Source organism: Gordonia sp. Swx-4 (assembly GCF_030316175.1).
Classification (GTDB): domain Bacteria; phylum Actinomycetota; class Actinomycetes; order Mycobacteriales; family Mycobacteriaceae; genus Gordonia; species Gordonia alkanivorans.
Genome location: NZ_CP128197.1, coordinates 2,397,352 through 2,424,339 on the forward strand (window position 1 = coordinate 2,397,352; position 26,988 = coordinate 2,424,339).

The following is a 26,988-nucleotide window of genomic DNA, read 5'->3' on the forward strand; positions in this document are numbered from 1 at the left end:
GTGATGCGAACAGCTTCCGGTCAGCGGACACCAGCAGCGAGGTGGCCGGTGACAGTACTGGTGACGGCGTCGCCGTCGGATTCCCCGTTGGGTTCCTCAGTGACGCCTTCGTAGATGAGTCGGATGGCGTCATCGGTGACATCGGACGCGGGGCTGTCATGCACGATCTCGCCGTGTGCGAGGCCGACGATGCGGTCGGCGTGCTCAAGGGCCAGGTCGACCTGGTGGAGGCTGGCGACGAGTGTGATGCCGTTGTCGTGACAGACACGGCGCAACAGCGCCATCACTCGGCCTGCGGTGGCCGGGTCGAGGCTGGCAACCGGTTCGTCGGCGAGGATCAGCTGCGGCTGTTGGGCGAGTGCGCGGGCGATGCCGACGCGCTGCTGCATGCCGCCGCTGAGATTGTCGACCCGGGTGAGCGCGTTGTCGAGCAGACCCACCTGGTCGAGCGCCTCGAGGGCGATGCGCTCGTCGGCGCGACCAGCGGGCAGGAGACCGTGCCAGAAACTGTGGTAGCCGACTCGGCCGAGCAGCACGTTGCGCAGCGCGGTGTACCGCGGGACCAAATGGTGGTGCTGGAAAACCATGCCAGTGCGCCGGCGATGCCGTCGTAATGCACGGCGCGAGTCCAGTGCCGGGAGACCGGCGGCACGCACAGTCCCGGTGGTGGGCTGCACGAGCAAATTTATGCACCGCAGCAGCGTCGACTTGCCGGCTCCCGAAGGACCGAGCAGCACGGTCACCTGCCCGGCCTCGATCGTCAGGTCGGTTCGGCGCAGCGCCTGCACGCCCCCCTTGTAGGTCTTGCTCACCTCGACGAGCTCGATCATGGAAACCCCTCTATAGGACTTGGTCGAACACCCCGAAACCTATAGAGGACTTACGAACGGGCGATTAGGGTTGAGAGAACGGTGAGTGAACCCCGTCCGACCATCCGATGCCGGTGAACGGCCGATGGCTTCCGCGTTCATGCGACGGCCATAGGGCCCTGTCAGAATGTGTCGTCATGACCTTTGGGAACTCGTGTTGGACGCCGACAGATTTTGTGATCGGCCACGTCACAGCGGTGCTGCCCCATCGGGTGGTGGATAACGCAAGAGTGGTGGTGCGCGAGGGTCGGATCGCCGAGGTGGGCCCACACCCGCCGGGTGCCGGCTGCACCCTGGACGCCCACGGCGCCCACTTGCTGCCGGGCCTGGTCGATGTCCACACCGACATCCTCGCGCGGGAGACCCGGCCGCGACCGGGCGTCGTCCTAGACCCTGCCTTCGCACTGATGTCGGCGGGCGGCCGTCTACGCGCGGCAGGTATCACGACCGCCTTCCATGGCCTTGCGTTCCAGGAGCGCTCCATCGTGGGAACGACGATCGGTTCCCCCGCTGCGGCAGAATTGTCCGATTCGCTGCGTCACGCTGACGACACCCAGGTCGACCACCAAGTCTTGCACCGGTTGGACGCCCGCTGCGAGTACGGCCGGACGCTGCTCGCAACGGAGCTGGCCGCATTCGACGACTCCGCGGATTCTGAAACGCGTCGGAGCATCACCACACCGAATGATCCCCCACACGCACGGGTACCGATCGTCTCTCACGAGGACCACACACCGGGGCAGGGGCAGTTCGCCGACCCCACGACCATGCAGCGGTGGCTGATCACCAACGAGGGCATGGCCGAGGCTGCTGCGGTCGACCACGTCGACCGGTGGCGTTGCACCCGCGCCGAACGTCTCGCCGTGCGCGACCGCACCCTCACGTGGCTGGGCGACCTGGCCCGGACCGGACACATCCGGCTCTTCGGCCACGACCTGGCCACCCCGGAAGACGTCGCGGCTGCCGCCGACCGCGGCTGCACCGTGGCGGAGTTCCCAACGACCCTGGACGCCGCCCGTGCCGCCCGCGACCGAGGCATGCTCGTCGTTGCTGGCGCCCCGAACGTCGTCCGTGGCGGCTCCCACACCGGGAACGTCTCGGCAGCCGAGCTCGTCGTCGCCGGTGTGGCCGACTCCCTGGCCAGCGACTACCTTCCCTCCTCGATGCTCCCAGCCGCAGTGCGACTTGTGCGCGACGGTGTCCTCTCACTCCCGCACGCCGTGCGGCTGATCACCTCAGGCCCGGCCGCCTGTGTCGGTCTCAACGACCGTGGCGTGCTGACCGAAGGCTTCCGAGCCGACCTGGTCCTGACCGACCTCAGCAAGACGTGGCCCGTCGCCCACGTCATTTCGACTCAGTCGCATACCGCTGCCCGCGAGTAGCTCGGATTCAGCGGCAGTAGGCCACGAGGACTGTCACCGCTTCGGCTGTCTCACACCAGTCCGACGGAGGTGAGCACCGATGACCTGATGCAACTCCCCGCCTGACCGCAAGCGAAGGATCAGAAACGAGTTACACCACCACACGGGGCTTGACCGGACTCTCGACTGACCACGGCGTCGAGGGGAGCGAACCTTCCTCGGACGTCACACCGAAAATGACCGCACACGCAGTCCGCGCTGTCAGCGGCAATCGGTCGCCCACTGACCAGCAAGCATGACGGAATATGACATTATCGGCGGAAGTGGACTACTGGACCATGAAGGGTCCAGCTAGCGGGTCTTGAAGGTCATATGTTCCTGCCCTAACGGAAGCGCCAGCGGTTTCTAGTCGATACTTGAGATCGAGCCGACTGTCCCACTTTCCGTCGAGCTTGATCCAGTTGAACCCGGCGATATCTGAAATTTCCCTGGACGGCCCGCTCTTGACAAATATCGTGCGCTCGGGGGCCATGGCGAATGACATTCCAGCTTCCAGAAGTACGTTCGGTCGAGCTTGACCTTGAGGGGTTCGATCCGGATCTCCGGTCTCGGAGAATTCGTCCTTAACTCGGGCGAGGTCGTCTGGGGAGAAAATTACGATCGTGGCTGAGGCATGCAGCATTCCGGCACGGACAATATCGTAAGTGTGCGGTTGGGGTTCCCCGGTCAGTTTTACTGCCTCTGACCACGAGATGTCATGAAGCCCCAGAAACAATAGATATGTTCTAAGGGCAACAAGCGGACGTGCGTCTCGGCCGTGAACTATAAATATCTTGGCGGGATCTCTATTCTCAATTGGCGTGTCAGGGGACTGTATGGCTGTAACCGGCTTAGAGACTGCGGAGCGCTCATTTTCAAGGGCGCCGTTGGATGCACGAAGGTCGTCAACGTCCCGACCATCTGGCAGGGTGTACCCGCTCTCGGTGAGCGATATGCCTCGAGGGTCCAGTACGCGCTTGCGCAAGTTGGCGTATGAAGGATTGCTGTCGGATGTGTCAGCGTAGCTGTTTTCTACGTATAGGAAGTTTAGAAGCTCAATAAGGAGTAGATCAGTGTTCGGACCGTTAAAGATGTGCTGCACTATCTTGTTGCTTCGTTCTCCTTTATTTCCCTCGGTTGTAATGCCAAGTGGCCCCTCGAACGTGTCAATTCCAGAATGGGTTGTGCCCTCGCTTAGGCTGGAAGCGAAGTAGCGGGAATCGGCGCGTTTAAATGTCGCGGAAGGCATCGAGCGATGTTACCGCAGTGGGAGGGGTGAGGCAGGCAGGTGATCCGGCCGTGAACGGGCAACGTCCTGGTGGGGTACACCCGTGCGGGACGATGCGCCGCCGGCAGTCGCTGCTGTGTCACAGGGTCTAGTTTGATACTTATGAAACGTTCTCCCGGGGGGTCTAGGATCTATTGATACAGATTCCGGGCGAAAGGGTCCCCTCATGGCTGATCGGATCGGGACGTTGCTGAATCGTTCGGGTGGCGAGGAGGTGCTCATCGTCAGCCGCGGGAAGGTGCGGACTCGGTTCCGTCGTCGGGATGAGTTGGGTTGGAACTTTCGGGTGGAGTCGACGGACTCGGAGAACGTCATCGAGGTAACGCCAAAGCCGAAGCCAGATCCGAAGCCGGCTCGCCGATCTTCGCATGCGCGTGGGCAGCGGGTGGCGTACGTGCGGGTGTCAGCCGCGGATCAGAACGAGGCGCGTCAGCTCGAGGCGGTGGGGGAGTGCGACCGGGTCTATATCGAGAAACAGTCGGCACGCTCGCGCGCTGATCGCGTAAAGCTCGAAGAGTGCATCAGGTATCTGCGGGACGGTGATGAGCTGGTTGTCGCGTCGATGGACCGACTCGCTCGTTCCCTGGTTGATCTCAAGCAGATCGTCGGCGAGGTCACCGCGAAGGGTGCGAGTGTGCGGTTCGTCCACGAGCGGGCCACCTACGCTGCCGGTGCCCAGGATCCTCGAGCCGACCTGATGCTCTCGCTGCTCGGGGCGTTCGCAGAGTTCGAGCGGGCCATCATTCGCGAACGCCAGGCCGAGGGTATCGCCATCGCCAAGGCGAAGGGCAAGTACAAGGGACGCAAACGCGTCCTGACTGAGGAGCAGATCGACAAGGCCCTTGCCCGTATCGAGGCGGGGGAGGGGCCGTCAGCTATCGCCCGGGATCTCGGGGTGGGTCGATCCACGCTCTACCGCGCACTCCAGCGAGTAAGGAAGTAGGCGCCGCCGACACGTCGCGTTAGCCCGCCCACTGCGCGACGAAGCTGGTGCGACACCCTTACATGACACCGAAGTCGTAGCCCTTGCGTCGAGATGCCGCGTTCGGAGATCCCCGCTACGGCATGGACGACGAGGGTTCGAGCACGCGTCAGTGAGTTCCGGTTGGAATGAGCTCCACCGTCTCGTTCGGCGCGACCTAGTGCGCGCCCGGGTGACCACCACTCGCCAGTGAGACCGCCGCGAAACGTCCGTAGACCACCGCCACCGCCACTTACCGGCGAAAGTCACAATCACAACCCTGCATAGCCACAGGATTTCACGCCAGCCACCACACCGGGCTCCTGCCACGAGGATTGTGCAGCAGTCTCCTAGTAAGCGGGGTGGTCCAGCTCGTCGAGCACGCGCTGGGCGATGCGGTAGGCCGCGTTGGCATCGGGCACGCCGCAGTAGATCGCCGTCTGGAGCAGCAACTCTTTGATCTCGTCGTTGGTCAGCCCATTGGTACGCGCGGCCCGCACGTGCATGGCCAGCTCCTCGTGATGGCCGCGGGCCACCAGGGCGGTCAGCGTGATGAGTGAGCGGCTGCGCCGGTCAAGACCCGGACGCGTCCACACCGACCCCCAGGCGTACTGGGTGATGAAATCCTGGAAGTCGGCGGTCAGATCGGTGATCGCCGCGGTCGCGCGGTCGACATGGGCGTCGCCCAGGACCGCCCGGCGCACCGCCATGCCGGCGTCGCGCACCCCGGCGACGGTCGTGGGAGCGGCAACCGCCTGCCCCGCGTTCGCGTGATCGCGGATGAGTTGGGCGACCTCGGACGGTTGCTCGGCCGGGGGCAGGTGCGCGACGCCGTCGAGGACGACGAGCCGCCCGTTCCGGACTCCAGAGGCGATAGCCGCGAGATCGGCCGGCGGAGTGGGGACGTCGAGCAGACCCGACACCGCCAGCACTCGCGGTTCGATCTCGCCGAGGCGGTCACGGACGTCGAAGCCCGCCAGCGCCTCGCACACCAGCGCATAGCCCTCGTCGTCGGCGTCCCGCAGGTCGTGCAGCAGGGCTGCGCCGATCTCCGGCTCCCGCTCCAGGAATCCGGGTGCGAACCAGCGCTGGGCCGACCCTTCGATCATCGACGGGGTGCCCGACGCGCGCACGGACGTGGCCCGTGTCCGCCAGGCATCCGGCTCGCCGATCCGTGCGCCCGTCGACAGCAGGACAGCGGAGTCGATGCGCGCGGGTGCGTCCAGCAGCAGCTGCAGCCCGACGGCGCCTCCCACCGAGTCGCCCGCGTAGGTGAAAGTGCTGGCGAACGTGTCGCGCTGGGCCACCACGTCGTCGACCATCCCGAGGACACCGGCGGCCAGCTCGGCCATCGTGAACGGCTCGGCGGAGCCGGCGTTGGACCCGTGCCCGGGCAGGTCCCAGGCGAGAACCTCGAATCGATCGGTGAGTCCGGCGGCGCAGCGCGCCCACAGTGACTGAGCGGACGTGCCCAGCGAGGGCCCCAGCACGAGAAGGGGGAGGGCCGGCGATCCGCCGAGCCGGACGGCCGTGATGCGAGGGATGTTCACTCGTTCTCCTCCAAGAAGGTCCGGGCCCGCTCGACGGCGCCCGCGATGAGGTCCTCGGAGAATCCGAGGTACGTGGTCGGATCGGCGCTGGCGGTGGCGTCCAGCAGCCCGGCGATCGAGCGGCGTTCCGCCAGCACGCTCTCGGCCGACGTGTCGAGCGTCGTGCGCATTCGCTCGGCGTCCACGTGCAGACCCGTCAGCAGCTCGGTGGTCTGGGATGCGGCCACGACGGCGCGTCGGCCGAGCAGGTGCAGGGTCGACCACTCGACGTGCCACGCCCCGTCCGGACGTTGGTCGCCGGAGGCGGCCGACGCGACGTGCAGCGTGGCGGCAAGACCGGGGGCTCCCAGGGCCGCGCGACGCACCAACACGGATAGGACCGGGTTGTTCTTGTGCGGCATCGTCGACGAGCCGCCGCGACCCTCAGCCGTCGGCTCGGCCAGCTCGCCGATCTCCGTCCGTGCCAGGGTCGCGACATCGGTCGAGATGTGTCCCCACGCGTCCGTGCACGTCACCAACGCGTCGGACGTCCGGGTGACCGTCGCCCGCGAGGTGTGCCACGGGCGCAGCTCGCGCAGCCCGAGGGCCACGGCGGTGTCGGCGACCAGGTCAGCGCTCGTCCCCTGGGGATCGTCGTGCCCCCGCAGGCCCGCCAGCTCGGTGGCCGCCGAGAACGTCCCGACCGCCCCGCCGAGCTGCACCGGCAGGAGGGAGCGGGCGTCGAGGACCAGATCGGCGGCGTCGACCAGGCCGTCGAGCCAGCCCGCGGCGACCGCACCGAATGTCGTGGGGACGGCGTGCTGGGTCAGGGTGCGGCCGACCATCGGCGTGTCGGCGTGCTGCGCGGCGAGACGGGCGAGAGCGGTCACCTGGGCGCGCAGCTCGCCGATCAGCCGTTCGAGCGCATCGCGCAGCGCGAGCATGAGGGCGGTGTCGAGGACATCCTGGCTGGTGAGCCCGCGGTGAAGCCAGGTGGCGGCGGGCTGCGGCGCTCGCGAGCGGAGCAGCCCGACGAGCGGGACGACGGGGTTGCCGCTGCCCTCGGCTGCCGCCGCGATGTGCGGCAGATCGTCGGCGGTGACGAGCGGGGCGAGGTCGGTGGCGGCGGCGGACGGCGCGAGCCCGGAGGCCACGAGAGCGTCCAGCCACGCGGACTCCACCCTGACCATGGCGGCGAGCAACGCCTCAGCACTCATCAGGTCGCCGGCGCGCTCGTCGCCGGGCCAGAACAGGTCGGTCATGGCGTTCAGTGTGCCGCCCCGTGGCCCGGGAACGTCAGGAAGACGGTCTCGCCCTGGCCCTGCAGACGGATGTCGAACGCATGTCCCTGCGCATCGGCCTCCGCGACCAGCGTCGCGCGACGGTCCGGCTCGAGGCTGCTGAGAAGGGGGTCCGCAGCGAGGGCGGCCTCGTGTCCCGGCAGATATGCGCGTGTGAAGAGCCGATCGAGCAGGCCACGCGCGAACACCGTGAGCGCGAAGAACGGTGCGCCCCCGTCGACCCCACCCGGCGCGATCGTCGAGAACGAGTAGTGGCCGGCGTTGTCGGTCGACGACCGGCCCCAGCCCGTGAACGTCCAACCGTCGCGGCGCAACGAGCCCGGCTGCTGGACGATCGCGCCGGACGCGTCCGCCTGCCAGAGCTCGACCAGCGCGTCGGGGACCGGCGCACCAGAACCGTCGAGCACGCGGCCGTGGAACCGGATCGCACCCGGGCTGCTCGCAGGCACCAGTTCGGAGTCGCCGTCATAGGGGAGTGCGTAGTGGAAGAACGGGCCCACCGTCTGGCCGGGCGTGGGGTGCAGGCGGGGGCTCATGCGTGGTCCTTGTCGTCGTTGTTCTCGGTCCAGGTGCGGTGGGCGCCGGTGAGCACGATGTCCCACCGGTAGCCGGTCGACCACTCGGGTCGCGTCAGGTCATGGTCGTAGCGGGCGACGAGGCGGTCACGGGAGCCCTGGTCGGTGATCGACTGGTAGATCGGGTCCAGCGCGAACAGGGGATCGCCCGGGAAGTACATCTGCGTGACGATGCGCTGGGTGAACTCGGTGCCAAACAGGGAGAAGTGCACGTGGGCGGGACGCCACGCATTGCGGTGGTTCCGCCACGGGTACGGACCCGGTTTGATCGTCTGGAATGAGTAGCTACCGTCCGCACCGGTCAGGCACCGCCCGGCGCCGGTGAAGTTCGGGTCGAGCGGCGCAGGGTGCTGATCACGCTGGTGGATGTAGCGTCCTCCGGCGTTGGCCTGCCAGATCTCGACCAGCTGGCCCGCGACCGGGCGTCCGTCGCCGTCCACGACCCGGCCGGAGATCGTGATGCGCTCGCCGATCGGCTCGCCCGAGCGCTGAATCGTCAGATCGGCCTCGAGTGGATCGACGTCCCGGTGGCTGAAGCACGGAGACCACAACTCGACGCCTTCCGGATCGACCTGGTGCAGATCCTTGGTCGGATGCCGCAGGAGGCTGCTGCGGTACGGGGAGTAGTCGAGGCGGGGCCGGATAGCGGACGGGTCGGTGCCGGCGGACAGGTCGGCGATCTCGGCGCTGATCTCGGCTTGGGTCGATAGGTCAGGAGTGCTCACCAGCCCGACGGTAGGTGGCCGGGGCGTACGCTTCGAGCTATATCGTTCACTGAGTGAAAGGGGGGCGACGATGGCCGGCAACACCTCCGACCCGGGAGCCAGTGTCGCCTCGCGCCTGCTGACCGTTCTCGGCGCCTTTGACGATGAGCACCGGGCGATGACGCTGAGCCAGATTGCGCGTCGGGCGGGTCTACCGCTGCCGACCACTCACCGATTGGTGGCCGAACTGGCCACCTGGGGCGGCTTGGTGCGGCGGCCGACCGGCGAGTACGTGGTGGGTCGCCGGATCTGGGAGCTCGCACTACTGGCGCCGACCCAGACCGGCCTGCGCCAGATCGCCGAGCCGTTCCTCCACGACGTGTACGGCGCGACGCTGGCCACCGTGCACCTCGCGGTGCGCGAGGGCGCCGAGGTGTTGTACCTCGACCGGCTGTCCGGCACGGCGTCCGTCCCGATCGTCAGCACCGTCGGCTCCCGACTGCCGCTGCACTGCACGGCGGTTGGGAAGGTGCTGCTCGCGCACGCGCCCGACGACGTGCTCGCCGAGACGCTCGGGTCATTGACCCGAATGACGCCGTACACGGTGACCCAGCCCGGGCTCCTGCGCCAGCAGCTGGCCCGGGTGCGGCGCAACGGGTACGCGACAACGGCCGAGGAGATGTCCCTCGGGGCGTGCTCGGTGGCCGTCCCCGTGCTTCGAGACACCGCGGTCGTCGCATCCCTCGGACTGGTGGTTCCCCGCTTGACGAGGGACAGGACCCGCCTCGTCGGAGTCCTCCAGGCCGCGGCGTTCGGTATCGGCCGGGAACTGGCGTCAGGCGGGTGATGGGAAGAAGATCTGACGCGGGCCAGAGGGGAGACAGGGGCCGACGCTGACCCATCTAGACCGATGTCCGGCGAAGTCGTACTTGAGGCATGAGAATTCAAAAAATCGAACCCCACGGAATCCGGGGCACACCAATGTGCCCATCAAACCCGGGGCACACCAATGTGCCCATCAAACCCGGGGCACTTCAGAAGCGGTATTGCTCGCACCACAGCCTTGACCTGGAAGGGCAGGAATGCCAGCCATGAACTTTTTACCGCCCTGCCCACGGGTGCGTAAGCGCAGCGTGCCGGAGATGGATGCGGCATCGGATGCCCCGGTGGCAGGTCACAGCGCGTGAGACATCCGGGCCGTGGATTCGCCGCTTTGGCTGTGGCCGTACTGGTGACTGTCTTAACAAACATGCCGGTGTTTCTCCTTGGGGCGCTGGCCACGGAGATCACCGCAACAATCCGCGTCCCGGCCTACGGGATCGGCCTGGCGGTAGGGGTCTACTGGGCTGCGGCCGCCCTCACCTCCGCGTGCACCGGTGTGATTGGTCGTGTGCTCAGCGAGAAAGGCATGGGCATCGCCGCCTTGCTTCTGGCGGTCGTGAGCCTGACCGGCAGCGCGTCCTGGATCTCTGCGTGGCCGTGGCTAATTGTATGGGCATCCCTGGGGGGACTCGGGAACGGTCTCGGGCACCCTTCCTCCAACCACTTGCTCGTCACGCACATCCCAGCCGCCTCGTGCGGGCTGGCCTTCGGGGTGAAACAGGCCGCGGTCCCTGTGACGGGGTTGGTCGCCGGCGTTTCGATCCCGTTGGTTGCGTTGACTCTGGGATGGTCCATGGCCTTCCTGCTGATGGCTGTACTGGGCATGCTCGTACTGGTCCCCGTGGCCCGGACCCGGACCATGCCGGTCGTTATGGGTACGACCCGGCCGGCGGGGCAATGGGATACCCAGATGCGTTCGGCGTTGGTGCTGATGGCCGCGATGACGATGTTCGCGGGCGGTGCCGTTACGTCCGCCGTGGCCTTTGCCGTGATCGGCGCGCTGGAGCGGGGGATTGCAGTCGGCCCGGCTGGTGTGATTCTGGCCGTCGGCAGCGCCTTAGGAGCCGCGACCCGTATCGTCATTGGCGGAGTCGTCGATCGAGGCGGCGTGTCAGCACTTTCTCTGATCCAGACAGCACTCATCGTCTGCGCCGTCGGGCTTTCACTCATGGCGATCCCCACCACCTGGAGCTACGTGGTAGGTGTCCTGCTAGCGGTGGGCCTGGGGTGGGGGTGGCCAGGTCTGGTGCACTTCCTCATCTCGCACATGGCGCCTGGGGCCACCGCAGCGGCCACCGGCATTGTCCAGACCGGCACGTACATCGGCAATACCATCGGCCCCGTGCTCACCGGGGTGGCCCTTAGCCCCGCTGATTCACGGGCCGGTGTGACTGCTGCTGTCGGGTGACGGCGGGATCGATTTCGTGGGTGGGCGTGCGTGTGTGCCGGCTGGCGCTGCCGGTGGGCGGGTCCCCGGGTGGTGATGTCGTGGGCGGGCATGTGAGGTCAGGCTGGTTTGGGGATCGCGGCGATCGTGTTGAACACAGCGACGATCGCGACGGCCCAGGGCCATGTTTCCGGGATCTTCACTTTTCGCCGTCGGCCGCTGCGGACCAGCCGGGCTGCCACGTGAAGGAAGCGGTAGCGCAGTGCCTTGGGCTCGCACAACGCCAGGACTGCGGCCTCGCCGGTGCAAGCGAGCATCCGCGTCCAGGCAACGAGGTCCGCTGCGATCATCACCGCGACGAGCCAGGCCTGGTTGAGCGCGAACCCCCGCGAAGGTAGCCGCCCGAGCCCGGTGTCCTTGGCGTGGCGTATCCGGTCCTCGACCCGGGCGTGAGCCCGATGCCTGGCCTCGAGGAATTGCAGCTGACCCGTGGCGGTGGTGTTGGTGACAAAAGCCTGGTAGCGCCATCCATCGATCTCCTCGAACATCGACAACTGAGCACCCGGATGGGGCCGCTCGCGGCGCACGATCACCCGCATCCCGTCTGGCCACTTGGCGAGCATCCGTTGGGAGAGGAATCCGGTCAGCTCCGCGATGTCGGCCCCGTCACGAATGTCCCCGTTGGGGTTGAGCGCTGGTCCCCACGCGGCTTCGGGGCAGGTCGCGATGGCCCGGCGAATCGGGGCAGTGATGGAGAAGCCGACCGAGTACTCCACCTGTCGACCACGGACGCGGTTCTGCTCGGTGATCCAGTCGATCAGGTCGTGGGAGGCGCCGGCACCGTCGGAGCGGATCAGCAGATCACGCCGATGACTGGCGGGGATCTGCGCGATTGCCTGGCCCAGGACGTCGATGTGGTCGGCGGCGGTGTTGGACCCGGCGTTGCCTGGGCGCAAGCTCGCGGCGAGGAACTCTTCTGTGTTGTCGCACCACACGCCGATCGGGTGGTACCCGAACGTGCGCTTATACGTCGGCGCAGCAAGCTCCTTCTCGCTGTGAGTGACCACAATGGTGGCGTCCACATCGAGCACGACCGTCGATCCCAGATCCCGCCCCGCACACGCCGATGCGGGCACTCCGCCGGGCAGGTGGGACCACACGTGCCGCCGCGTGCGAGCCCGCGCCACCTGGATCTTCTTGCGCTTGCCGGCAGTGACCTCATCGAGCGTGCGCCACACCGTCGGCGCCGACGCCACTGGGCCCAGGGCGCCGGACTGGTGGCGCAGGACGCCGATGTCGGAGATGGACTCGCCGCCATCGGCGAGCATCACCGCGGTATCGATCAACACCCGGCCGCGATCGTGGATCGGGATGAACCGGCGGCGAGCCATGGCCCCTGACAGCTCGGCGGTCAGACCGACCTGATCAGCCAGAAGTCGAGGCACGATAGCCCCGGCATGCGAGACCACCCCGACACCATCTGCAGTAACGGACAGACCGGCCGACCACGAAGTACGCTTCACCTACCGAGTGCTTTCTGCTGGAGAACATGGAACCTTAGACAAGTCCCAGTTTCCCCTGTTCAGGAAGCACTTCGGTCTATTTTCGCCCAGCGATCCGCAGATTCCCATGAATCACCCGGGTTAGCCTCGGTAACTCGACACTGACCTGGGCGATGCTCGTCACTATGGCAACCGTCGCCGTGGTCATTTCCTTCTTCTTCGGGCTCCGACTGCGGAGAATCGACTCTCTGGAATCGCCGCTGGCCTGAGGTGGTCCTGTCCACAGCACCACCGTCACCGGCCGTCGAGATCCTTAAACGAGCAAGTTCTGGATTTCTTTGGCGGCTGTCTGGAGCATAGCTCCGAGTTCTGTGCGGAGTTGTTCAGTCATGCGGTGAGCGGGCACGGATACATTGATCCCGTAGTATCCTCCGCTCGGGCTGGTGATGGGAACAGCGACTGACATGACGCCGTCTTCGCTTTCTTCCTGGCTCGTTGAGTACCCGGTTTGCCGAATCGTTTCGAGGGCACGCTCCAGATCGGAACGGGAAATGATAGATCCCTTGGTGAGACCCGGGAGCTCCTCATACGGGTACAGGGCATGCAGTTGTTCCGTGGTGAGTAGGCTCAGCATTGCTTTGCCCGTTGCAGTGCAGTTGGCAGGAAGCATCGCACCTTGACGTGAGGCAACGCGGACGGCACGTTGGCTTTCGATGGCCTCCAGAAAGTGTGCGTTCGAGCCTTTGAGCTCGGCAAAGTGCACCGTCTCTCCGGTTGCCTCGAATACCCTTTCCATTGCTGGACGAATTAGCGTTCCGATGTCGACGTGGCGCCGTATGGCGAAGGCGATGGAGCTGAGTGCTTGTCCGGGTTCGTACGCTTTGGTCTGAGGGTTCTGCCGTACGAAACCTCGGTAGAGGAGCATCCCCATGAGGCGATGGGCCGTAGATGACGCCACTCCGAGGTACTTGCTGGCATCGGTGAGCCGGATGCTCGGCCGAGTCTCGAAGAGCAGCAACAATCGGAGTGCGTTGTCGACGGATTCGATGGGGTACTGCGGAGGAGGGCCGTATCTGGAGTCGTCCTCCGCCCGTGATGCGGACATGAGCTTCATGTTACTGACCGGGGGTTCAGTCTCTGTCCGGCTAGGGCGCAGGCCATCAACGAGGCTCACCAAGTCGTGCGAGTTCATGTCTCCAAGCAGTCTCTGTGTTGAATGCTCCTCCGAGGTCGGGCAGTTCGGCCATATCGGCGTCGGGCAGATCGACGAGGTGCCCACCAGCCGAAGTCACTTGCAGTGCCAACCCGGACAGGCCGTCCACGCTGATGGCCTGGAGAACTGCTTGCTCGACGGTTTCGGCCGCGCTGGTGAGGCCGTGGCCCCGCAGCACAACAACGGGCCTTGTTCCCATAGCATCGGCCATTTCGGTGGCGAGCCGACGGTCGCGGATGAGTACTCCGCGGGGATAGACGGGCACCCCGTTGGCGGCGAGGCGGGCTCCGGGAATGTCGTACGCCCCTACGATGGGGCGTACTGCAAGCCCTGCCAGGTCGGCGGCAACCACTCGCGGGGGATGGGCGTGAACGACAGCCCGGATGTCTGGGCGGCGCCGGAAGAGCTCGGTGTGCAGCGGCAGTTCGTTGGGGACCGTGTATCCGCCCGCGAGCTCGCCGTCGGCGGCGGGATTGCCGTCGAGGTCCACCATGCGGATGTCTTCGGCTTGCGTATACGCCAGTCCGCGTTCGTACGGGCCGCGACAGCGCACCAGCAATGTGCTGTCGGTAATTTTCAGGCTGATGTGACCCAAGATTCCATCTGCAAGGCCCCGATGGGCCAAGACCCGGCAGGCGAGGGCGATACGTTCCCGGCTGACGCTCTCGGTCTGGGGCAGCAAGTTTCCGGGTGTCATGACGCCCTCCTCGGCGGTGGCTCCAACTGGGGTTCGAGCTTGGCGCGCAGATCCTGCACCGTGATGCCCCTGGCCATGCCCAGACGGCAGGCAATGAGGGCTTTGGGCCAGTTCACGATGGCTGCGCCCCGGACGGTGGTGCCGTCGATGGTGTAGAGGGCGGCGAACTTGCCGTGGACCTGCGGGTGTCCGATGAGGACGTGGTCGACATTGCCTCCGACGCGTCCCACGACCTGGATCTTCCAGTCGTGCTGGTCGCTCCACACGTATTCAATGGGCGTGTAGGCGCGCGGCTGTTCCGGATGGATGATGTTGTAGGCCACGCAGGCGGCCTGTTCCACCGCGTTAGTCCAGTGCTCGGTCCTGACGTCCTCGCCGTGCTTCTGGTGGCGCCAGCGGGCTACGTCGCCGACGGCGTACACGTTCGCAGCGTCGAGGGCTTGACAGTACTCGTTGAGCACGACCCCGTTGTCCACCAGCAGGCCGGATGCGCTAAGCCAGGAGTCATTGGGGATGACGCCAATACCGATCAGCACGGTGGCCGCCTGAACGCTCTCACCGTTGGTCAGGTGGAGGGAGAAGTTGCCCTCCTCGCCTTCGATAGCTTCCACTCCGGTGCCGAACATGGTGTCGACCCCGTTGTCCTGGTGAAGGTCTGCGAACCACTGGCCGATCTCAGGGTTAAAGAGGCGGCTCATGGGCACGGGCACCGGGTCGATGACGGTGACCTCCAATCCCAGGCCGCGGGCGGTGGCTGCCGCTTCGGCGCCGATGAACCCTGCCCCGATAACGGCCAGCGCCCCACCCCGGAGAAGGTCCCCACGTAGTTCGCGGGCGTCCTCAAGGGTGCGCAGCACGTGAATCCCTGGAGACTGGCCCCAGGGAGAGGGCCGGGGTGATGCTCCGGTGGCAATGACGAGGTTGTCGTAGCGAAGGGGGTCATGCCCTTCAAGCTTCAGCAGGTTCTCGGCGACGTCCAGATCGACAGCGCGGTGCCCCAGCAAGAGTTGGATGTCCTCGGCATCGGCCTGCTCCTGTGTCAGCAGCCGGATAGAGTCCTCGTCGGCGGATCCCGCAAGAACGGATTTCGACAATGGCGGCTTATCGTAGGGAAGTTCGGTCTCTTCTCCCACGAGGATGATCTCCCCCTTATAGCCTTCCAGCCGGAGGGACTGCGCGGTGCGCACCCCGGCAATGGAGGACCCGACGACGACGACGGTGCCCGGGCTCATGCGTCCTCTACCACCAGTGCGGAGACCGGGCAGCTGCGCGCGGCTTCGGTGACGCGGGCGCGGTCGGCTTCGGGGACTTCGGTCTGGAGCAGCACGACGATCCCGTCGTCGTCCAGGTCGAAGTAGTCAGAGGCTCCGACGACGCAGTTCGCGTATCCCTGACAGGCCTGCAGATCGGCTTTTACAACGGGCATGGTCGAACTCCTTAGCTTGAGACGGTGGTGCTCTGGCGGTTGGGGTGTTTATTCGTCTTCGGCCACGAGCGGCCCGAAAGGGTGTCCGATCATGGCCGAGAACGTGGCCGGGGCCTGCCAGGTCAGGGACTCCAGTTCCAGCGGACAGAGCGTTACCCACTGGCCCGAACGAGGAGATTGAATCATCAGCCGCGAACCGTTGCGGGTCTCGATGCGGGTGACCTGGACCTCCGAGAACTCGTTAGCGATCACGATCGGCTTGCCGGTGACGTGCTCTTCGAGCCGGCGGCGTTCCTCGGTGGCCTGGATCGCCGCGAGGCGGTCTTCCTCCTCGCCTTCCCATTCCAGTTTCACAGGAAGATCGCCAGGTTCTGCATGCGGATGACCGACTCGTCGACCATGATGGTGCGACGGGCCAGCTCCCACCCGGACCCGGATGAGGTACGGCGGAGGAGATCCTCGCGTCCTGCCGAGACAGTGGAGGACTCCCCGACGTCACCACGGCTGCGGAAGAGAAGAACCGCCGAGTCCACGATGATCTCTTGCGGGTCGGGGGTGCGGAAGGTGCGCACGTTGGTGATGTAGTGGCGCAGCCGTGATGGGGGGTCTTCGGTCCACGCGTGCTCGGTGGCGAAGCGTGCCACGCGGCGACTGAGCGAGTACTTGTTCTCGTCCCAGTGCGCCATCCCCGGTGAGGTGGAGTATCCGGCGCCCAGGGCAGTGGTGACGCGGACGGGCATGAGATAGTGCACGTCATCGGCGATCCGGGAGAGCCACTCGTCGTAGTCCTGGGCGTCCAACAGGTACGCCTCATCGACCAGCCAACGATGCGCCTCCAGGTGAAGTTCATCGTTGAAAGGCAGGGTCTGCCCCGTCCGCTGAGTACGCGGGGCGTGGGCTCCCAGCGCCGATTGTTCGGACAGCGTCAAGTTCTCGTTCTCGTGTGCCGTTCCAACACTCATGATCAGACCTCCTCGTGAAGGGTTGCTGCGGGCGCGGTCTCTGCGCTGCCGCAGGCCGGGCGGGCGGGCCCCGATCCGGCGGCCGGTGGCGCTTGCACCGGGTCCGAGCCCACGTGCACCTGCGCTGCGGCTTCTACCGGACGTTCGAGGTGATCGGCCCACCGGCGCAACAACTCCCGCTGGTTGTACTCGCTGTAGCCGACACGGGTGGCGCCGGGTCCCGAGTATTCCTCGGGGGACAGGGCCTCGACGACGTTCTCGCCGTTCTCGAGCATGCCCATCCGGCTGTTGAGCAGCAGACGCCGTGCCATGGAGCCGGCGGCAGTATTGGTGAGGGACACCCAGTTCTCGACGTCGTCCTGCTCGAACATGCCGCCACTGCCGAAGCACATGAGATACGCCTTGTAGGAAAGCGCTTTGTACTCCTCCGGCGCGTTCTTGTCGACGGCGAACCACGAGAGGACTTCCGTCTCGTTCTCGCTGATCGGCTGCCACACGCGGATAGAGATGAAGGGGAGCACCTCGTCGGAGCCCTCTTCGACCCGCGGCCAGTTATGGACGAAGCTCATGTTCGGGAACAGTGAGGCCGCCGAGATCATGAACCCGTCCTTGCCGACCACGTCGAGCTGCTCCTGGGTCCACTGCTCCTTCATCCGGGCGATCATCTCGTCCGGGTAGCCCACGTAGCGCAGGCGCTCCTCCAGGCCACCTTCGGGCAGCTTGTAAGTGGTGCCGCCACCGTTGCCAGCCCAGTACGTGGTGCCGTCCTTGCGCTTCTCCGCCTTGGGCTCGCGGAAGAGGCCGATCTCCACCACCGAGGTGTGGGTCTGGGGCGTGTGGTACATGTCCCCGGCGAAGTTCTCGGCCCCGATCTTCCAGTTCGCCTTGACCCGCCAACGCTGAGGGCCACGCAGCTCGATGCCGTCCGCGCTCTGCTTCGTGTAGTAGTCCAGGTAGAACTTGAAGTCCCCCAGGAACTCCTCCAGGGGCTCGGCATCCGGGTCCATGCTGATGAAGATCAGACCGTTGTACGTGGCCAGCGAGGGAGCAGGCAACAAGGTCTGGCCCTTCTTCTTGAAGCCTTCCTCCCCGCCGTATGCCTCCTTGTGAAACGGCAGGCCAACGAGGCGCCCGTCATTGCGGTAAGACCAACCGTGGTACGGGCAACGGAAGTGGGAGGCATTGCCCATCTCCGCCCGGCACACCTGCATGCCCCGGTGGAGGCACATGTTGAACAGGGCCCGGACCTGGCCCTGTTCGTCCCGAGAGATAATGAACGAGTCCTCGAGGACCCTGCGGACCACGTAGTCACCAGCCTCGGGGACCTCCGACTCGTGGGCGACGAACAGCCAGCTGCGGCTGAAGAGACGTTCCTTCTCGAGTTCGAAGAGCTCTTTGTCGTTGTAGATATGTGCAGGGATCATGCCCCGCCGTACGTCCTCGAGGACGCCGTGATGGTCTGCCATGGGAGAGCTCCTTCTCGATCATCGATCAGTCAGTCTGTAGAGCAGAGGTCCACTCTGTCGTGAAGAGGTTTCCGCATTTTGTGATCTACGTCAACCCCTCCCACTCTTCGTGCCAGGTACGGGTGGGTGCGGCAAGGGTCAGTGGCCGTTTTCGGGGGAGTCGGAGTCGCGGGCGGCGTTCTCTCCGCGGTCCAGCCTCGCCAGGGCGGCCATTTCCTCGGCAGTCAGGGAGAAATCGAACACCGAGATGTTCTCGACCAGCCATGCGGGTTTGGCGGCCTGCGGGATCGGGACGATTCCTTGCTGGACGTGCCAGCGGAGCAGAACCTGCGCCGGACTCTTTGCTGTCCGTTGCGCGATCTGCACCACGATGGGGTGGTCACGCAGTCCCGATTCGCGACCAATAGGGCTCCAGGCCTCGGTAATGATGCCCAGGTCCTGGTGCACTGCCCGCGGGGGTAGCCGTGCGAGATCGGGGCTGAGCTGGATCTGGTTCACGTCAGGAACCACGCCGGTCGCGGCAATGACCTTCTCCAAATGGTCCGGCTTGAAATTGGAGACACCGATCGCTTTGACACGGCCTTCGTCCAAGAGCTTGACGAGGCCTCTCCATGCCTCGGTGTACTGGTCCAAGGCCGGCACGGGCCAGTGGCACATGAACATGTCCAGGTAGTCCAGGCCCAAGGCTTGGAGACTGCGGTCGTAGGCCCTCTGCACACCGTCGACGCTGTGGGACTCCTTGTTGAACTTGCTGGAGACGAACAGCTCTTCACGCGCAACGCCGGCAGTGCGGACACCGCGTCCCACCGCGTCTTCATTGCGGTACTGGAACGCGGTGTCGACGAGCCGGTAGCCGCTTTGAATGGCGTAGCGGACGGCCGTCTCGCACTCTTCCCCCACCAGTGGCCAGGTGCCCAGGCCCAGATGCGGAATGCTATGCCCGTGCCGCAGTCGGAGCCTCGGGACCGTTGCGGGGTCATCGCTCGGATGGGTTTTCGTCGTCATGGACAGCCTCTCGTCGAAACGTCTTGCTTTCTTGTCACCGGAGGCAAATAGCGCGAGCCTCGGGGTCTGTGTCGGTCAGTCGACATCTTTGTTGGATCTCCAGGTGGTTGCAGCTGGGGTGATGATGTCTACTAACCTCGCGCTTTCACGCTGATTCGTGTCGTGAATAAAGAATGGTGCCCTGAACTGGGATGATTGAACTTGCGAAGGTATCAATCGGACCAGATCGAGGAGCACCATTCAGGTGAGCAAGTCTACGTCGCCGTACCCCACGCTGTCTGCAGATGGCACCGGAACCGGGGTCGTGTCGCACGCCGGCGCCGCGGTGTTACTCCGGGCTGCGGAGAAAACGGGTCTGACCAGCCGATTATCCGAGGCGTTGGCGCCGTGGCGCAAACCTTTGGCGACTCATGATCCGGGCAAGATCATCTCGGACCTGGCCGTGGCGGTCGCGATCGGTGGCGACTGTTTGGCCGACATCAACCAGTTACGCGCCGACCCGGCGGTGTTCGGTCAGGTCGCCTCTGATCCGACGGTGTCGCGCCTGATCTCGACGTTGGCCGATGATGCGCCGGCGGCGCTGTCGGCGATTGCGACCGCGCGTGCTGCCGCGCGGGCAGCGTGCTGGTCAGCAGCCGGTGCCACTGCTCCCGACCATGACGCCGACGTCGCTGACCCGGTGATCGTCGACCTCGACGCCACTTTGGTGACCGCGCACTCGGAGAAACAGGATGCGGCACCAACCTACAAGCGGGGGTTCGGTTTTCACCCGCTGTGTGCGTTCGTCGATCACGGCAGCGACGGCACCGGCGAACCCCTAGCGATCGAGTTGCGCCCGGGTAATGCTGGTGCCAATACCGCTGCCGATCACATCGCGGTCACCGCCGCCGCACTCGAGCAGCTACCGCACGTGGCGGGCTATCGGGTTGGCAAGTCGGTGCTGGTGCGCACCGACTCGGCCGGCGGCACCCACGAGTTCGTCGACTACCTCACCCGACGACGCCTGGCGTACTCGGTCGGGTTCGGGCTCACCGAAGCGACCGCAACCGCGATCGACCGGATCAGTCCCGAGGCCTGGACCCCGGCCTACGACACCGAGGGCATCGAGCGCGACGGGGCGTGGGTGGCCGAGTTGACCGGGCTGATCGACCTATCGGGCTGGCCCGAAGGCATGCGAGTGATCGTGCGCAAGGAGCGCCCGCATCCAGGTGCGCAGCTACGCTTCACCGATCGTGATGGGTTGCGGGTGACCGCGTTCGCCACCAACACCGTTCGTGGCCAACTCGCCGATCTGGAACTGCGTCACCGGCGACGCGCACGCTGCGAAGACCGGGTCCGCACGGCGAAAGACTGTGGCCTGACCAATCTTCCGTTGCACGGATTCGATCAGAACCGCATCTGGTGTGCCATCGTGATGCTCGCTTGCGAGCTGATCGCCTGGACCCAGCTGCTGGCCTTCGCTGATCATCCCGCTCGCCGGTGGGAACCCAAACGACTGCGCCACCGCGTGTTCTCGATCGCCGCCAAGATCAGCCGCCACGCCCGCCGAACCCGGTTGAAGCTTGCCGCCCACGCACCACATGTTGGACTGCTGCTCGACGGGATCTCAAGACTCGCAGCACTTCCCGCACCTGCCTGACATCAAGCCGACCTGACCTCTGATCCAGAAAGGACGTTCCACCTCGGGGCCGTGAACCCCGACGCCCACCGACGCGTCGGGCACCTCTCACGGCCTACGCCCGGAGATCCGGTCCTCAGACCACCCACCCGGGCCACCCAACAGACGACCGCCACCTCACGAAAGATCGAGGCTAAAGCGAGATGAACGCACCAACCGCGGCGTTGAACTTTTCGCGCTGGTCACTGAACACGTGATGACCAGCGTTGTTGATGAGATAGAGCGAGCTATCCAGGGTGTTGGCAGCGATCAGATCGAAGAGCCCCTTACCCATCGACACCGGCGCCGATCGATCATTGACTCCCCACACAACCAGCGTCGGCACCGGGATTCCTGCGTCGGCAAGCCGTTCCTGAACCCAGCGCCTGCCCTCGCTGAGGCTAGGCAACCAGTGCTCCTCCGCATTGCGTGCATATCCGGCGACAGCGTCGAGCTGCTTTTCGCTCTCGAGCCACTTTGTGGCGATCCCGATGTAGTCCTCGGGCAGATCTCCCTCATTAACCGCCTGGGCAGCATGATAGTGACGGATCAACTCGGCCGAACCTCCGGGGGCAGTCCTTTCGACTCGCTCGTAGAAGTCCATGTCGGTTCCGACGGGCGGCGCCGGTGCCGCAGTCGCACTGCTGATGATGACCAGCTTCTTTACCATCTCAGGGTACTTCAACGCGAGAAGGACCGCCGTCATGCCGCCGCGCGAGTGACCCACCAGGGTCAGGTTCTTGAGCCCCAACTGAGTTGCAAAGTTCGCAACGTGTTCGGCGACCGCGTCGACAGTCCAGTCTTCGTCATTCAGCGGGAGACCAGTCTCGCCCTGACCGAGTTTGTCGACCGCGAGGACACGGCCGTACTCGCCGAAATCCTCTAGAACGTTGCCCCAGGATTCGATTCCGGCCGGTATGAAGAACCCGAAATGCCCCCCATGGATGAGGAGGATCGGATCCTTGTCCTGGCCGTCGTCGAAATAACGCGTCTGAACCCCTTTCACATCGACGGTATGGAACTTCTGGGTGATTGAAGAGCTTGGCACGGATAACGCCTTTCTGTGCACGATAACGATTGAACAATTCATCGCAGTTCGACCCCTACCGACGTGGTAGTTCTGGCCAGTAGAAATCTCTTCTGCGTGTGCCTGAAAGCTACGCGCCTCCGCATCGACTGTCAATAGAAAGGGCCCTTCCGGATTCAGAGTGCATTGATCCGATCCTGAAGCTGTCCGGAGTGGATCAGTGACCGCAAGATGTAGTGCTTGAGGTTGCGGAAGCCCAGGGCGATTCCGCGGAGGTGTTCGAGCCTGCCGTTGATGGCCTCGACGGGGCCGTTGGAGGCACCCACGTCGAAGTAGGCGAGGATCTCGCGGTGCCGCTTCCATAGCGACCGGCCGAGCTGGGCGAGCTCGGGCAGCTCGGTGGGCACCCCGGTCCGGATCGAGCGCAGGAGCTTGTACATCGCGATCTTGCCCTCCCGCTTGCCCGAGGCCTCGTAGGCGGCGATGAGTCGCTGGTAGACGCCGTAGGTGACCTCCACCGCCGCGTGCGCATCGTTGGCGGTGAACGCCTTGAACAAGCGCACTTTCTGTTTGTCGGTCAGCAGCCCTGCCCGGGTGTTGAGCGTCCTGCGGATGCCGTACAGCGGATCGCCGGTGCGGCCCCGGTGCCCGGTGGTGGCCTGCTGGATGCGTTGGCGGCACACGGTGAGCTTGTCGGCGGCAAGATGCACGACGTGGAACGGGTCCATCACCGTGCGTGCTGCGGGCACGGCCTTGGCTGCGGCGGAGTGGTAGCCGGCGAACCCGTCCATCGTGACCACCTTGACTCGGTCTCGAAATGCCTGGTCGCGGGCGTTGAGCCACTCGGTGAGGACCTTCGCCGAACGGCCCGGGACCATCCTTTGGCGCGGCCGAGGAACTTGTGCCCGCCGCCGTCGGGGATGCGTCCGAGCTTCTTGATGTCCACGTGCACCAGATCGCCCGGTGCGGCGTGCTCATAGCGCTGCGGGCGTCGCTTGGTGGCGCGCACCGGGGCGCCGGTGGCCGGGTCGGTGAACGCCAGGCGCACGCACCCGAAGCGGGACAGGATCTTGTGCACCGTCGAGGGGTGCATTCCCAGGTGGTAAGCGATTCGGGCTGGCCCCCACCGGCGCGATACGCGCAGGCCGATCACCCGGCGCTCCCGACGACGCGGGGTGCGGTGGGGGCAGGTGTGCGGCCGGCTGGAGCGGTCAACCATGCCGGCCTTGCCCTGCTCGCGATACCGGCTGGCCCAGCGTCGGGCCGTGGTGACCGAGACACCGAACCGTTCCGCAGCTCGGGCCGGGGGCCAGCCGTCTTCGACGACACACCGGGCCAGGCGCAGTCTTCCCGTGGGCGTCAAGGTCGCGTTAGCGTGGGACACGAAGACCTCCGTTGTGGGTGTGGTTGCTTGGTCGCTTTCACACCTCACACGGAGGTCTTCCTCATTTCATCTCGCCATGCCGACCGGAGACACAACCTCCGTGGTCAGTACATCTAGCCGACTGGGCCAGTGCCCGAGGTGCGGCAGGAAGGCAGGCCGGTATCCTCTTGGGCGTCAACGATATGCCCGCCGCGGCGACCAAATGCTGTACGCGTGGCAGCCCGGGATGCTGGCATCGAGCCCCGGATCGCGAGTCGCCCGGTCTGACAACGTGGTCGTTGACCCGCTCAGCGATCGGCCATTGCGGCTGCCACCCCTCCAACCGAGAGCGCGAGCGGAGAGAACCTGCTGAACGGCGCAGCCGGCCGCTAACGTCGGTGGTAGCACGTTCACGAACCGGGGCACAGGGCGTACCGGCCACCGCCGCCCGACGGGGTTCGTTCTCGACCGCGGTTGCCACCGCGTCCGGCGAAACTCCGTCGGTCACCGGCCGCGCCGCGGCAGCGATGGTTCGTCCACCAGGGGGTCGGAGACGGTGATGGCCCGCATCGGGCAGCTCGCGGCGGCCTCGATCCGTGGGGCCGCCGTCGCCGTCGCCGTCGGTGCGCCCACCTCGGCGCCCCGCGGTGACCGAACGCACGAAACCGCCGACGACAGCGTGGAATTCCGCCGGCTTCTCGAACTGCGGCCAGTGACCGGCGTCCTCCATCAGACGGAACGTTGCATCGGGAATGATCCGGCTGGCCGCCTCCCCCACCGTCCACGGCATGGTCGGGTTCTGCCGGGTCCACAGCACGAGCGTCGGGCAGTTGATCGTCGCGAGCCGCTCGGCGGTCAGCAGTTCCTCCGGCCGGGGCCGGGAGGTGAATGCGGCGACCATGTCACCGGCGGTGGCGGCGAAGTCCGGGCTGGCGTAGATCCGGTACCGGGTCTCCACCAGTTCGTCGGTGACCACGGACGGGTCATGGACCAGCCATTCCAGCCGAGTCCGGACCTTCTCCCGGGTCGGGGTGTCCAGAGCCTTGGTGGTAGCCTCCGCGACCTGCCGGCCGACGTTCTCGGTCAGCGTGGCACCGTCGGCGTCCACCTGCAGCCCCGCCCCGGTGACGCTGACGAGCGAGGCGACCCGCTCGGGGTGGTGGACGGCGAGAAACGCCGCGACCCAGCCACCGAGAGACTGCCCGACCAGGTGGGCTCGCGAGGCGCCGATCTCGTCGAGGAAGCCGAGCACGTGCTCGGCGAGCGCGCGGATCGAGTACTCGATCTGCGGCTTGTCGGTGAAGCCATGACCCAGCATGTCAATGGCATGCACGCGGAAGTCCCGGCCGAGGACGGCGACGTTGCGCACCCAGGTCTCGGCGTGCCCGCTCACGCCGTGCAGCAGGACTACCGGCTCACCGGCGCCTGCCTCGATGCTGCGGGTGCGGTAAGAGCTCGCCTGGCGGTACCGGACCTCGGTTCCCAGCAGGTCCACCCAGAACGAGTTCCCCTGGGGCTGGGCCATTCCCCCTTCAGTGCTCGTCACGTTGAAGCTCCTCTCTGTTCGGCCGTGCGGCCGGTGCGGGATGGTCGGTCACTCCGGTCCGAACGGCTCGGAGAGCAATGTCGTGTAGGCCCTCTCGTCGAGCCAGGTGAGGCTCTCCAGCTGCAGCGCGTCAAGGAAGACCTCGCGGCCGGTGCGCAGGCTACGGATGGCCAGGCGAAGGTCGTTGCCGTCTCGGTCGGCGCGTACCCGCACCCGGGCGAACTCGTTGCGGACTACGAGCTCGCCGTCGGCAGAGCCGATGCGCAGCCAAGAACTCGGCTCTGGTGCGCCATCAGCCCCGACGTCCCGACTGCCGTCGAGGTCAGCCGCCTGGGCCTCAGAAGAAGATGGAGATGGCACGGGGCAACACCCGGTGGTCGAGGAGCACGGTCCGTTCGGCGATCTTCCAGCTCTCACCGGAGGTCACGATCCGGTCGCGACGGGAGCCGACGAAGAACTGCTCGGAGTTGGCTCGCCGGGACTGGAAGATGATGAAGTTGCACTCCGCTACCAGGTCGCCGTCCGGCCCGGGGGTGACCAGGACGTTGCTGATGAACCGGCGCGTCCGCGACCGCGGCTGCTCCGCGTGGGCAAGGCCACCGGCCAAGCGCTCCATCCGCTTGGCGAGGAAACGGGCGTCCTCCTCCATGAGCGACCACTCGCCGGGGACGTGGTCCCGGTGCTGCCGCACCTCACGGGTCTCCGTGATCGGCATCCAGTAATGGACATCCTCAGTGAACAGGTCGAGCCACTCGTCGTAGCGTTGCTCGTCGAGCATCTTGGCCTCGCTGTAGAGGAAGTCCTCGACGTCGCGGCGCAGATCGGTGAGGGAATTGGTCATTTCTGCTCTCCCGGGGTGGTCATGAGTTCGAGCCAGTAGCGATAGAAGTTGCGGTGGTTCTGCTCCGAATAGTGGGGCCCCAAATGGCCGGGGTATCCCTCCTCGTGGATCTCGCCCTCGTGCCCCAGGCCCATCGCGTAGTTGAAATCCCGGGTCTGGGAGACCACCCCTCGGGCGGACTCGGTGATTTGCTCGAAGTTCTCGCCATCGTCCTGGCCAAAGATCCCGGCCGCGGCGTTCTCCTGGGACATCTGGGTGCGGGCGAAGTCCTTGACCGACTGCGGCGCGTCGCGGTCGAAGAGCGCCGTCTGCCAGACCTCGATCTCACCCGGTCCCCTCGGGTGCCATTGGAAGAGCCCGAAGACGTGGAAGACGCCGAACTTGATCCATGACAGGTTCGGGAAGATATTGCCCTGACCGAGCCCGTGCATCTCCGCCTGCAGCGGGGAGACCCGGGCCTTGAGCCGCTCGTGCACGGCGTTGACGTACTCGATCGCCTCCGGCCCGAGGAGCTGAGCCATCCCGACGTCGTTCTGATAGGCCCGGCCGGGCTTGCTGATGTCGCCCATCCCGTGGCCGTGGTCGAAGTATGCGATGTAGTCGCCGAGCGTGTCGTAATCGGGGAGGAAGCCGATCTGGAAGGCCGACCCATGTGTGTAGAGCACGTGGTAGTCGTCGCCGGCGAAGTTCTCCGCCGCCAGCTTCCAGTTGGCCTTGATCCGGAACTTCATCGTGGGGCCGATCACCTCGAGCCCGCCGAGCGGCGCCTCGAAGGCCAGGTCCAGATACCAGAGCTGGTCAGCGCCGAGGTAGTCTACCAGCGGGATGGCGTCCTCGTCCCAATTGGCGAAGATGAAGCCCTTGTAGTTCTCCACCCGCGGAACGGCCTTCAGACCTAGGCGCGGCTTGTCCAGCTCGCCATGGTAGACGGTATCTGCGCGCGGTGCACCGATCAGATCGCCGTTGTTGCTGTAGGTCCAGCCGTGGTAGGGGCAGCGGAAGAACTTCGAGGACCCGGCGTCGGTGCTACACACGGCCATGCCCCGGTGGGCGCAGGAGTTGAGCATCACCCGGATCACTCCGTCCGCACCGCGAGTGGCGATCACAGGGTCCTCGCCCATGAAGTTCGTCAGGTAGTCGCCCGGCTCACTCAACTGGGACTCGTGGCCGATGAACAACCACGTCTTGGTGAATACCCGGTCCAATTCCTTGCGGTAGGTTGCCTCGTCGACGAAGACTGTTCTGCTGACGGCACCCTCGTCGGGCTTCACCAGGTCGTGCAGTCTTGCGGCGGCCACGTCAACGGGGCGTTCGCTAATGCTGGTCATGATCGGGTCCTCTCGGGGTCTGACGGGTTGCGTGAGGTGAGATGGGAGGGCGGACCCGA

Annotated in this window: 25 protein-coding genes and 2 pseudogenes; 5 read left to right on the top strand and 22 right to left on the bottom strand. The window is 65.7% G+C overall.

Annotated elements, in window-relative coordinates:
• Positions 1-20: 20 nt before the first annotated feature.
• Positions 21-830, bottom strand: a complete 810-nt coding sequence (gene phnC, locus PWF70_RS10865) for a phosphonate ABC transporter ATP-binding protein (protein ID WP_055476443.1) — start codon at positions 828-830, stop codon at positions 21-23.
• 176 nt (positions 831-1,006) lie between these two features.
• Here phnC and PWF70_RS10870 point away from each other — a divergent pair, with 176 nt between their 5' ends.
• Positions 1,007-2,251 (top strand): alpha-D-ribose 1-methylphosphonate 5-triphosphate diphosphatase, encoded by a 1,245-nt coding sequence (locus PWF70_RS10870; protein ID WP_055476444.1) that lies wholly within the window; start codon positions 1,007-1,009, stop codon positions 2,249-2,251.
• Between the two features lie 307 nt (positions 2,252-2,558).
• On the opposite strand, the gene PWF70_RS10875 is transcribed toward PWF70_RS10870, so the two are convergent.
• Positions 2,559-3,518, bottom strand: a complete 960-nt coding sequence (locus tag PWF70_RS10875; RefSeq protein WP_083229418.1) for a TIR domain-containing protein — start codon at positions 3,516-3,518, stop codon at positions 2,559-2,561.
• A 205-nt stretch (positions 3,519-3,723) separates the two neighbouring features.
• Between PWF70_RS10875 and PWF70_RS10880 the strand changes: the two genes are divergently transcribed.
• Positions 3,724-4,500 carry a recombinase family protein gene (locus PWF70_RS10880; protein WP_020171242.1) on the top strand — a complete coding sequence of 259 codons (777 nt, stop codon included), beginning with the start codon at positions 3,724-3,726 and terminating at the stop codon, positions 4,498-4,500.
• Between the two features lie 368 nt (positions 4,501-4,868).
• Here the strand turns inward: PWF70_RS10880 and pcaDC are convergent, their stop codons facing one another.
• Genes pcaDC through pcaH form a run of 4 tightly spaced genes read right to left on the bottom strand, consistent with a single transcriptional unit; the run spans position 4,869 to position 8,648 of the window.
• Positions 4,869-6,068, bottom strand: coding sequence for a bifunctional 3-oxoadipate enol-lactonase/4-carboxymuconolactone decarboxylase PcaDC (gene pcaDC, locus PWF70_RS10885; protein WP_006898353.1), 1,200 nt, complete (start codon positions 6,066-6,068; stop codon positions 4,869-4,871).
• Complete coding sequence (locus tag PWF70_RS10890) at positions 6,065-7,309, bottom strand: lyase family protein (RefSeq protein ID WP_039868240.1); 1,245 nt, start codon at positions 7,307-7,309, stop codon at positions 6,065-6,067. The genes pcaDC and PWF70_RS10890 overlap by 4 nt, the downstream gene beginning before the upstream one ends.
• Before the next feature lie 5 nt (positions 7,310-7,314).
• The gene (gene pcaG / locus PWF70_RS10895) at positions 7,315-7,884 is read right to left on the bottom strand and encodes a protocatechuate 3,4-dioxygenase subunit alpha (RefSeq protein WP_006898355.1); all 570 of its coding nucleotides are present in this window, start codon (positions 7,882-7,884) and stop codon (positions 7,315-7,317) included.
• Positions 7,881-8,648 (bottom strand): protocatechuate 3,4-dioxygenase subunit beta, encoded by a 768-nt coding sequence (gene pcaH / locus PWF70_RS10900; protein WP_006898356.1) that lies wholly within the window; start codon positions 8,646-8,648, stop codon positions 7,881-7,883. The genes pcaG and pcaH overlap by 4 nt, the downstream gene beginning before the upstream one ends.
• 70 nt (positions 8,649-8,718) lie before the next feature.
• Between pcaH and PWF70_RS10905 the strand changes: the two genes are divergently transcribed.
• Both PWF70_RS10905 and PWF70_RS10910 read left to right on the top strand, forming a co-directional pair.
• The gene (locus PWF70_RS10905) at positions 8,719-9,474 is read left to right on the top strand and encodes an IclR family transcriptional regulator (RefSeq protein WP_119699246.1); all 756 of its coding nucleotides are present in this window, start codon (positions 8,719-8,721) and stop codon (positions 9,472-9,474) included.
• A 372-nt stretch (positions 9,475-9,846) separates the two neighbouring features.
• Entirely contained in the window at positions 9,847-10,917 is a 1,071-nt protein-coding gene (locus tag PWF70_RS10910) for an MFS transporter (protein ID WP_016895387.1), read from the top strand.
• Positions 10,918-11,015: 98 nt separating this feature from the next.
• Here the strand turns inward: PWF70_RS10910 and PWF70_RS10915 are convergent, their stop codons facing one another.
• From PWF70_RS10915 to PWF70_RS10955, 9 genes are all read right to left on the bottom strand, one after another.
• Positions 11,016-12,419, bottom strand: a complete 1,404-nt coding sequence (locus PWF70_RS10915) for an IS1380 family transposase (protein ID WP_006897051.1) — start codon at positions 12,417-12,419, stop codon at positions 11,016-11,018.
• Positions 12,420-12,711: 292 nt separating this feature from the next.
• Positions 12,712-13,512, bottom strand: coding sequence for an IclR family transcriptional regulator (locus tag PWF70_RS10920; RefSeq protein ID WP_016895390.1), 801 nt, complete (start codon positions 13,510-13,512; stop codon positions 12,712-12,714).
• A gap of 46 nt (positions 13,513-13,558) precedes the next feature.
• Positions 13,559-14,308, bottom strand: a complete 750-nt coding sequence (phtC, locus tag PWF70_RS10925; protein ID WP_006897053.1) for a 3,4-dihydroxyphthalate decarboxylase — start codon at positions 14,306-14,308, stop codon at positions 13,559-13,561.
• Positions 14,305-15,540 (bottom strand): NAD(P)/FAD-dependent oxidoreductase, encoded by a 1,236-nt coding sequence (locus PWF70_RS10930; protein WP_006897054.1) that lies wholly within the window; start codon positions 15,538-15,540, stop codon positions 14,305-14,307. Before PWF70_RS10930 ends, phtC begins: the two co-directional genes overlap by 4 nt.
• A complete protein-coding gene (locus PWF70_RS10935) occupies positions 15,537-15,734 on the bottom strand; it encodes a ferredoxin (RefSeq protein ID WP_006897055.1) in 198 nt (65 codons plus the stop codon). Before PWF70_RS10935 ends, PWF70_RS10930 begins: the two co-directional genes overlap by 4 nt.
• Positions 15,735-15,782: 48 nt before the next feature.
• The gene (locus PWF70_RS10940) at positions 15,783-16,088 is read right to left on the bottom strand and encodes a hypothetical protein (protein WP_006897056.1); all 306 of its coding nucleotides are present in this window, start codon (positions 16,086-16,088) and stop codon (positions 15,783-15,785) included.
• The gene (locus PWF70_RS10945; RefSeq protein WP_006897057.1) at positions 16,085-16,696 is read right to left on the bottom strand and encodes a 3-phenylpropionate/cinnamic acid dioxygenase subunit beta; all 612 of its coding nucleotides are present in this window, start codon (positions 16,694-16,696) and stop codon (positions 16,085-16,087) included. The genes PWF70_RS10940 and PWF70_RS10945 overlap by 4 nt, the downstream gene beginning before the upstream one ends.
• 2 nt (positions 16,697-16,698) lie before the next feature.
• Complete coding sequence (locus tag PWF70_RS10950; protein WP_006897058.1) at positions 16,699-18,162, bottom strand: aromatic-ring-hydroxylating dioxygenase subunit alpha; 1,464 nt, start codon at positions 18,160-18,162, stop codon at positions 16,699-16,701.
• A 138-nt stretch (positions 18,163-18,300) separates the two neighbouring features.
• Complete coding sequence (locus tag PWF70_RS10955) at positions 18,301-19,167, bottom strand: aldo/keto reductase (protein ID WP_006897059.1); 867 nt, start codon at positions 19,165-19,167, stop codon at positions 18,301-18,303.
• Positions 19,168-19,411: 244 nt separating this feature from the next.
• Between PWF70_RS10955 and PWF70_RS10960 the strand changes: the two genes are divergently transcribed.
• On the top strand, positions 19,412-20,806 hold the full coding sequence (locus tag PWF70_RS10960; RefSeq protein ID WP_280359634.1) for an IS1380 family transposase: 1,395 nt from the start codon (positions 19,412-19,414) through the stop codon (positions 20,804-20,806).
• Between the two features lie 172 nt (positions 20,807-20,978).
• On the opposite strand, the gene PWF70_RS10965 is transcribed toward PWF70_RS10960, so the two are convergent.
• The 7 genes and pseudogenes from PWF70_RS10965 to PWF70_RS10995 form a co-directional block, all read right to left on the bottom strand.
• Positions 20,979-21,872 carry an alpha/beta fold hydrolase gene (locus tag PWF70_RS10965; RefSeq protein ID WP_286352952.1) on the bottom strand — a complete coding sequence of 298 codons (894 nt, stop codon included), beginning with the start codon at positions 21,870-21,872 and terminating at the stop codon, positions 20,979-20,981.
• A gap of 155 nt (positions 21,873-22,027) precedes the next feature.
• Positions 22,028-22,729 (bottom strand): annotated as a pseudogene (locus tag PWF70_RS10970) (ISL3 family transposase); the annotation flags it as partial.
• Positions 22,729-23,235, bottom strand: a pseudogene (locus PWF70_RS10975) (helix-turn-helix domain-containing protein); the annotation flags it as partial. The pseudogenes PWF70_RS10975 and PWF70_RS10970, both read right to left, overlap by 1 nt.
• Before the next feature lie 61 nt (positions 23,236-23,296).
• A complete protein-coding gene (locus tag PWF70_RS10980; protein ID WP_286352953.1) occupies positions 23,297-24,760 on the bottom strand; it encodes an alpha/beta fold hydrolase in 1,464 nt (487 codons plus the stop codon).
• A gap of 48 nt (positions 24,761-24,808) precedes the next feature.
• Complete coding sequence (locus tag PWF70_RS10985; protein WP_006897068.1) at positions 24,809-25,120, bottom strand: hypothetical protein; 312 nt, start codon at positions 25,118-25,120, stop codon at positions 24,809-24,811.
• Positions 25,098-25,601 (bottom strand): aromatic-ring-hydroxylating dioxygenase subunit beta, encoded by a 504-nt coding sequence (locus PWF70_RS10990; RefSeq protein WP_006897069.1) that lies wholly within the window; start codon positions 25,599-25,601, stop codon positions 25,098-25,100. The genes PWF70_RS10985 and PWF70_RS10990 overlap by 23 nt, the downstream gene beginning before the upstream one ends.
• Positions 25,598-26,929, bottom strand: a complete 1,332-nt coding sequence (locus tag PWF70_RS10995) for an aromatic ring-hydroxylating dioxygenase subunit alpha (protein WP_006897070.1) — start codon at positions 26,927-26,929, stop codon at positions 25,598-25,600. Before PWF70_RS10995 ends, PWF70_RS10990 begins: the two co-directional genes overlap by 4 nt.
• Between the last annotated feature and the right edge of the window lie 59 nt (positions 26,930-26,988).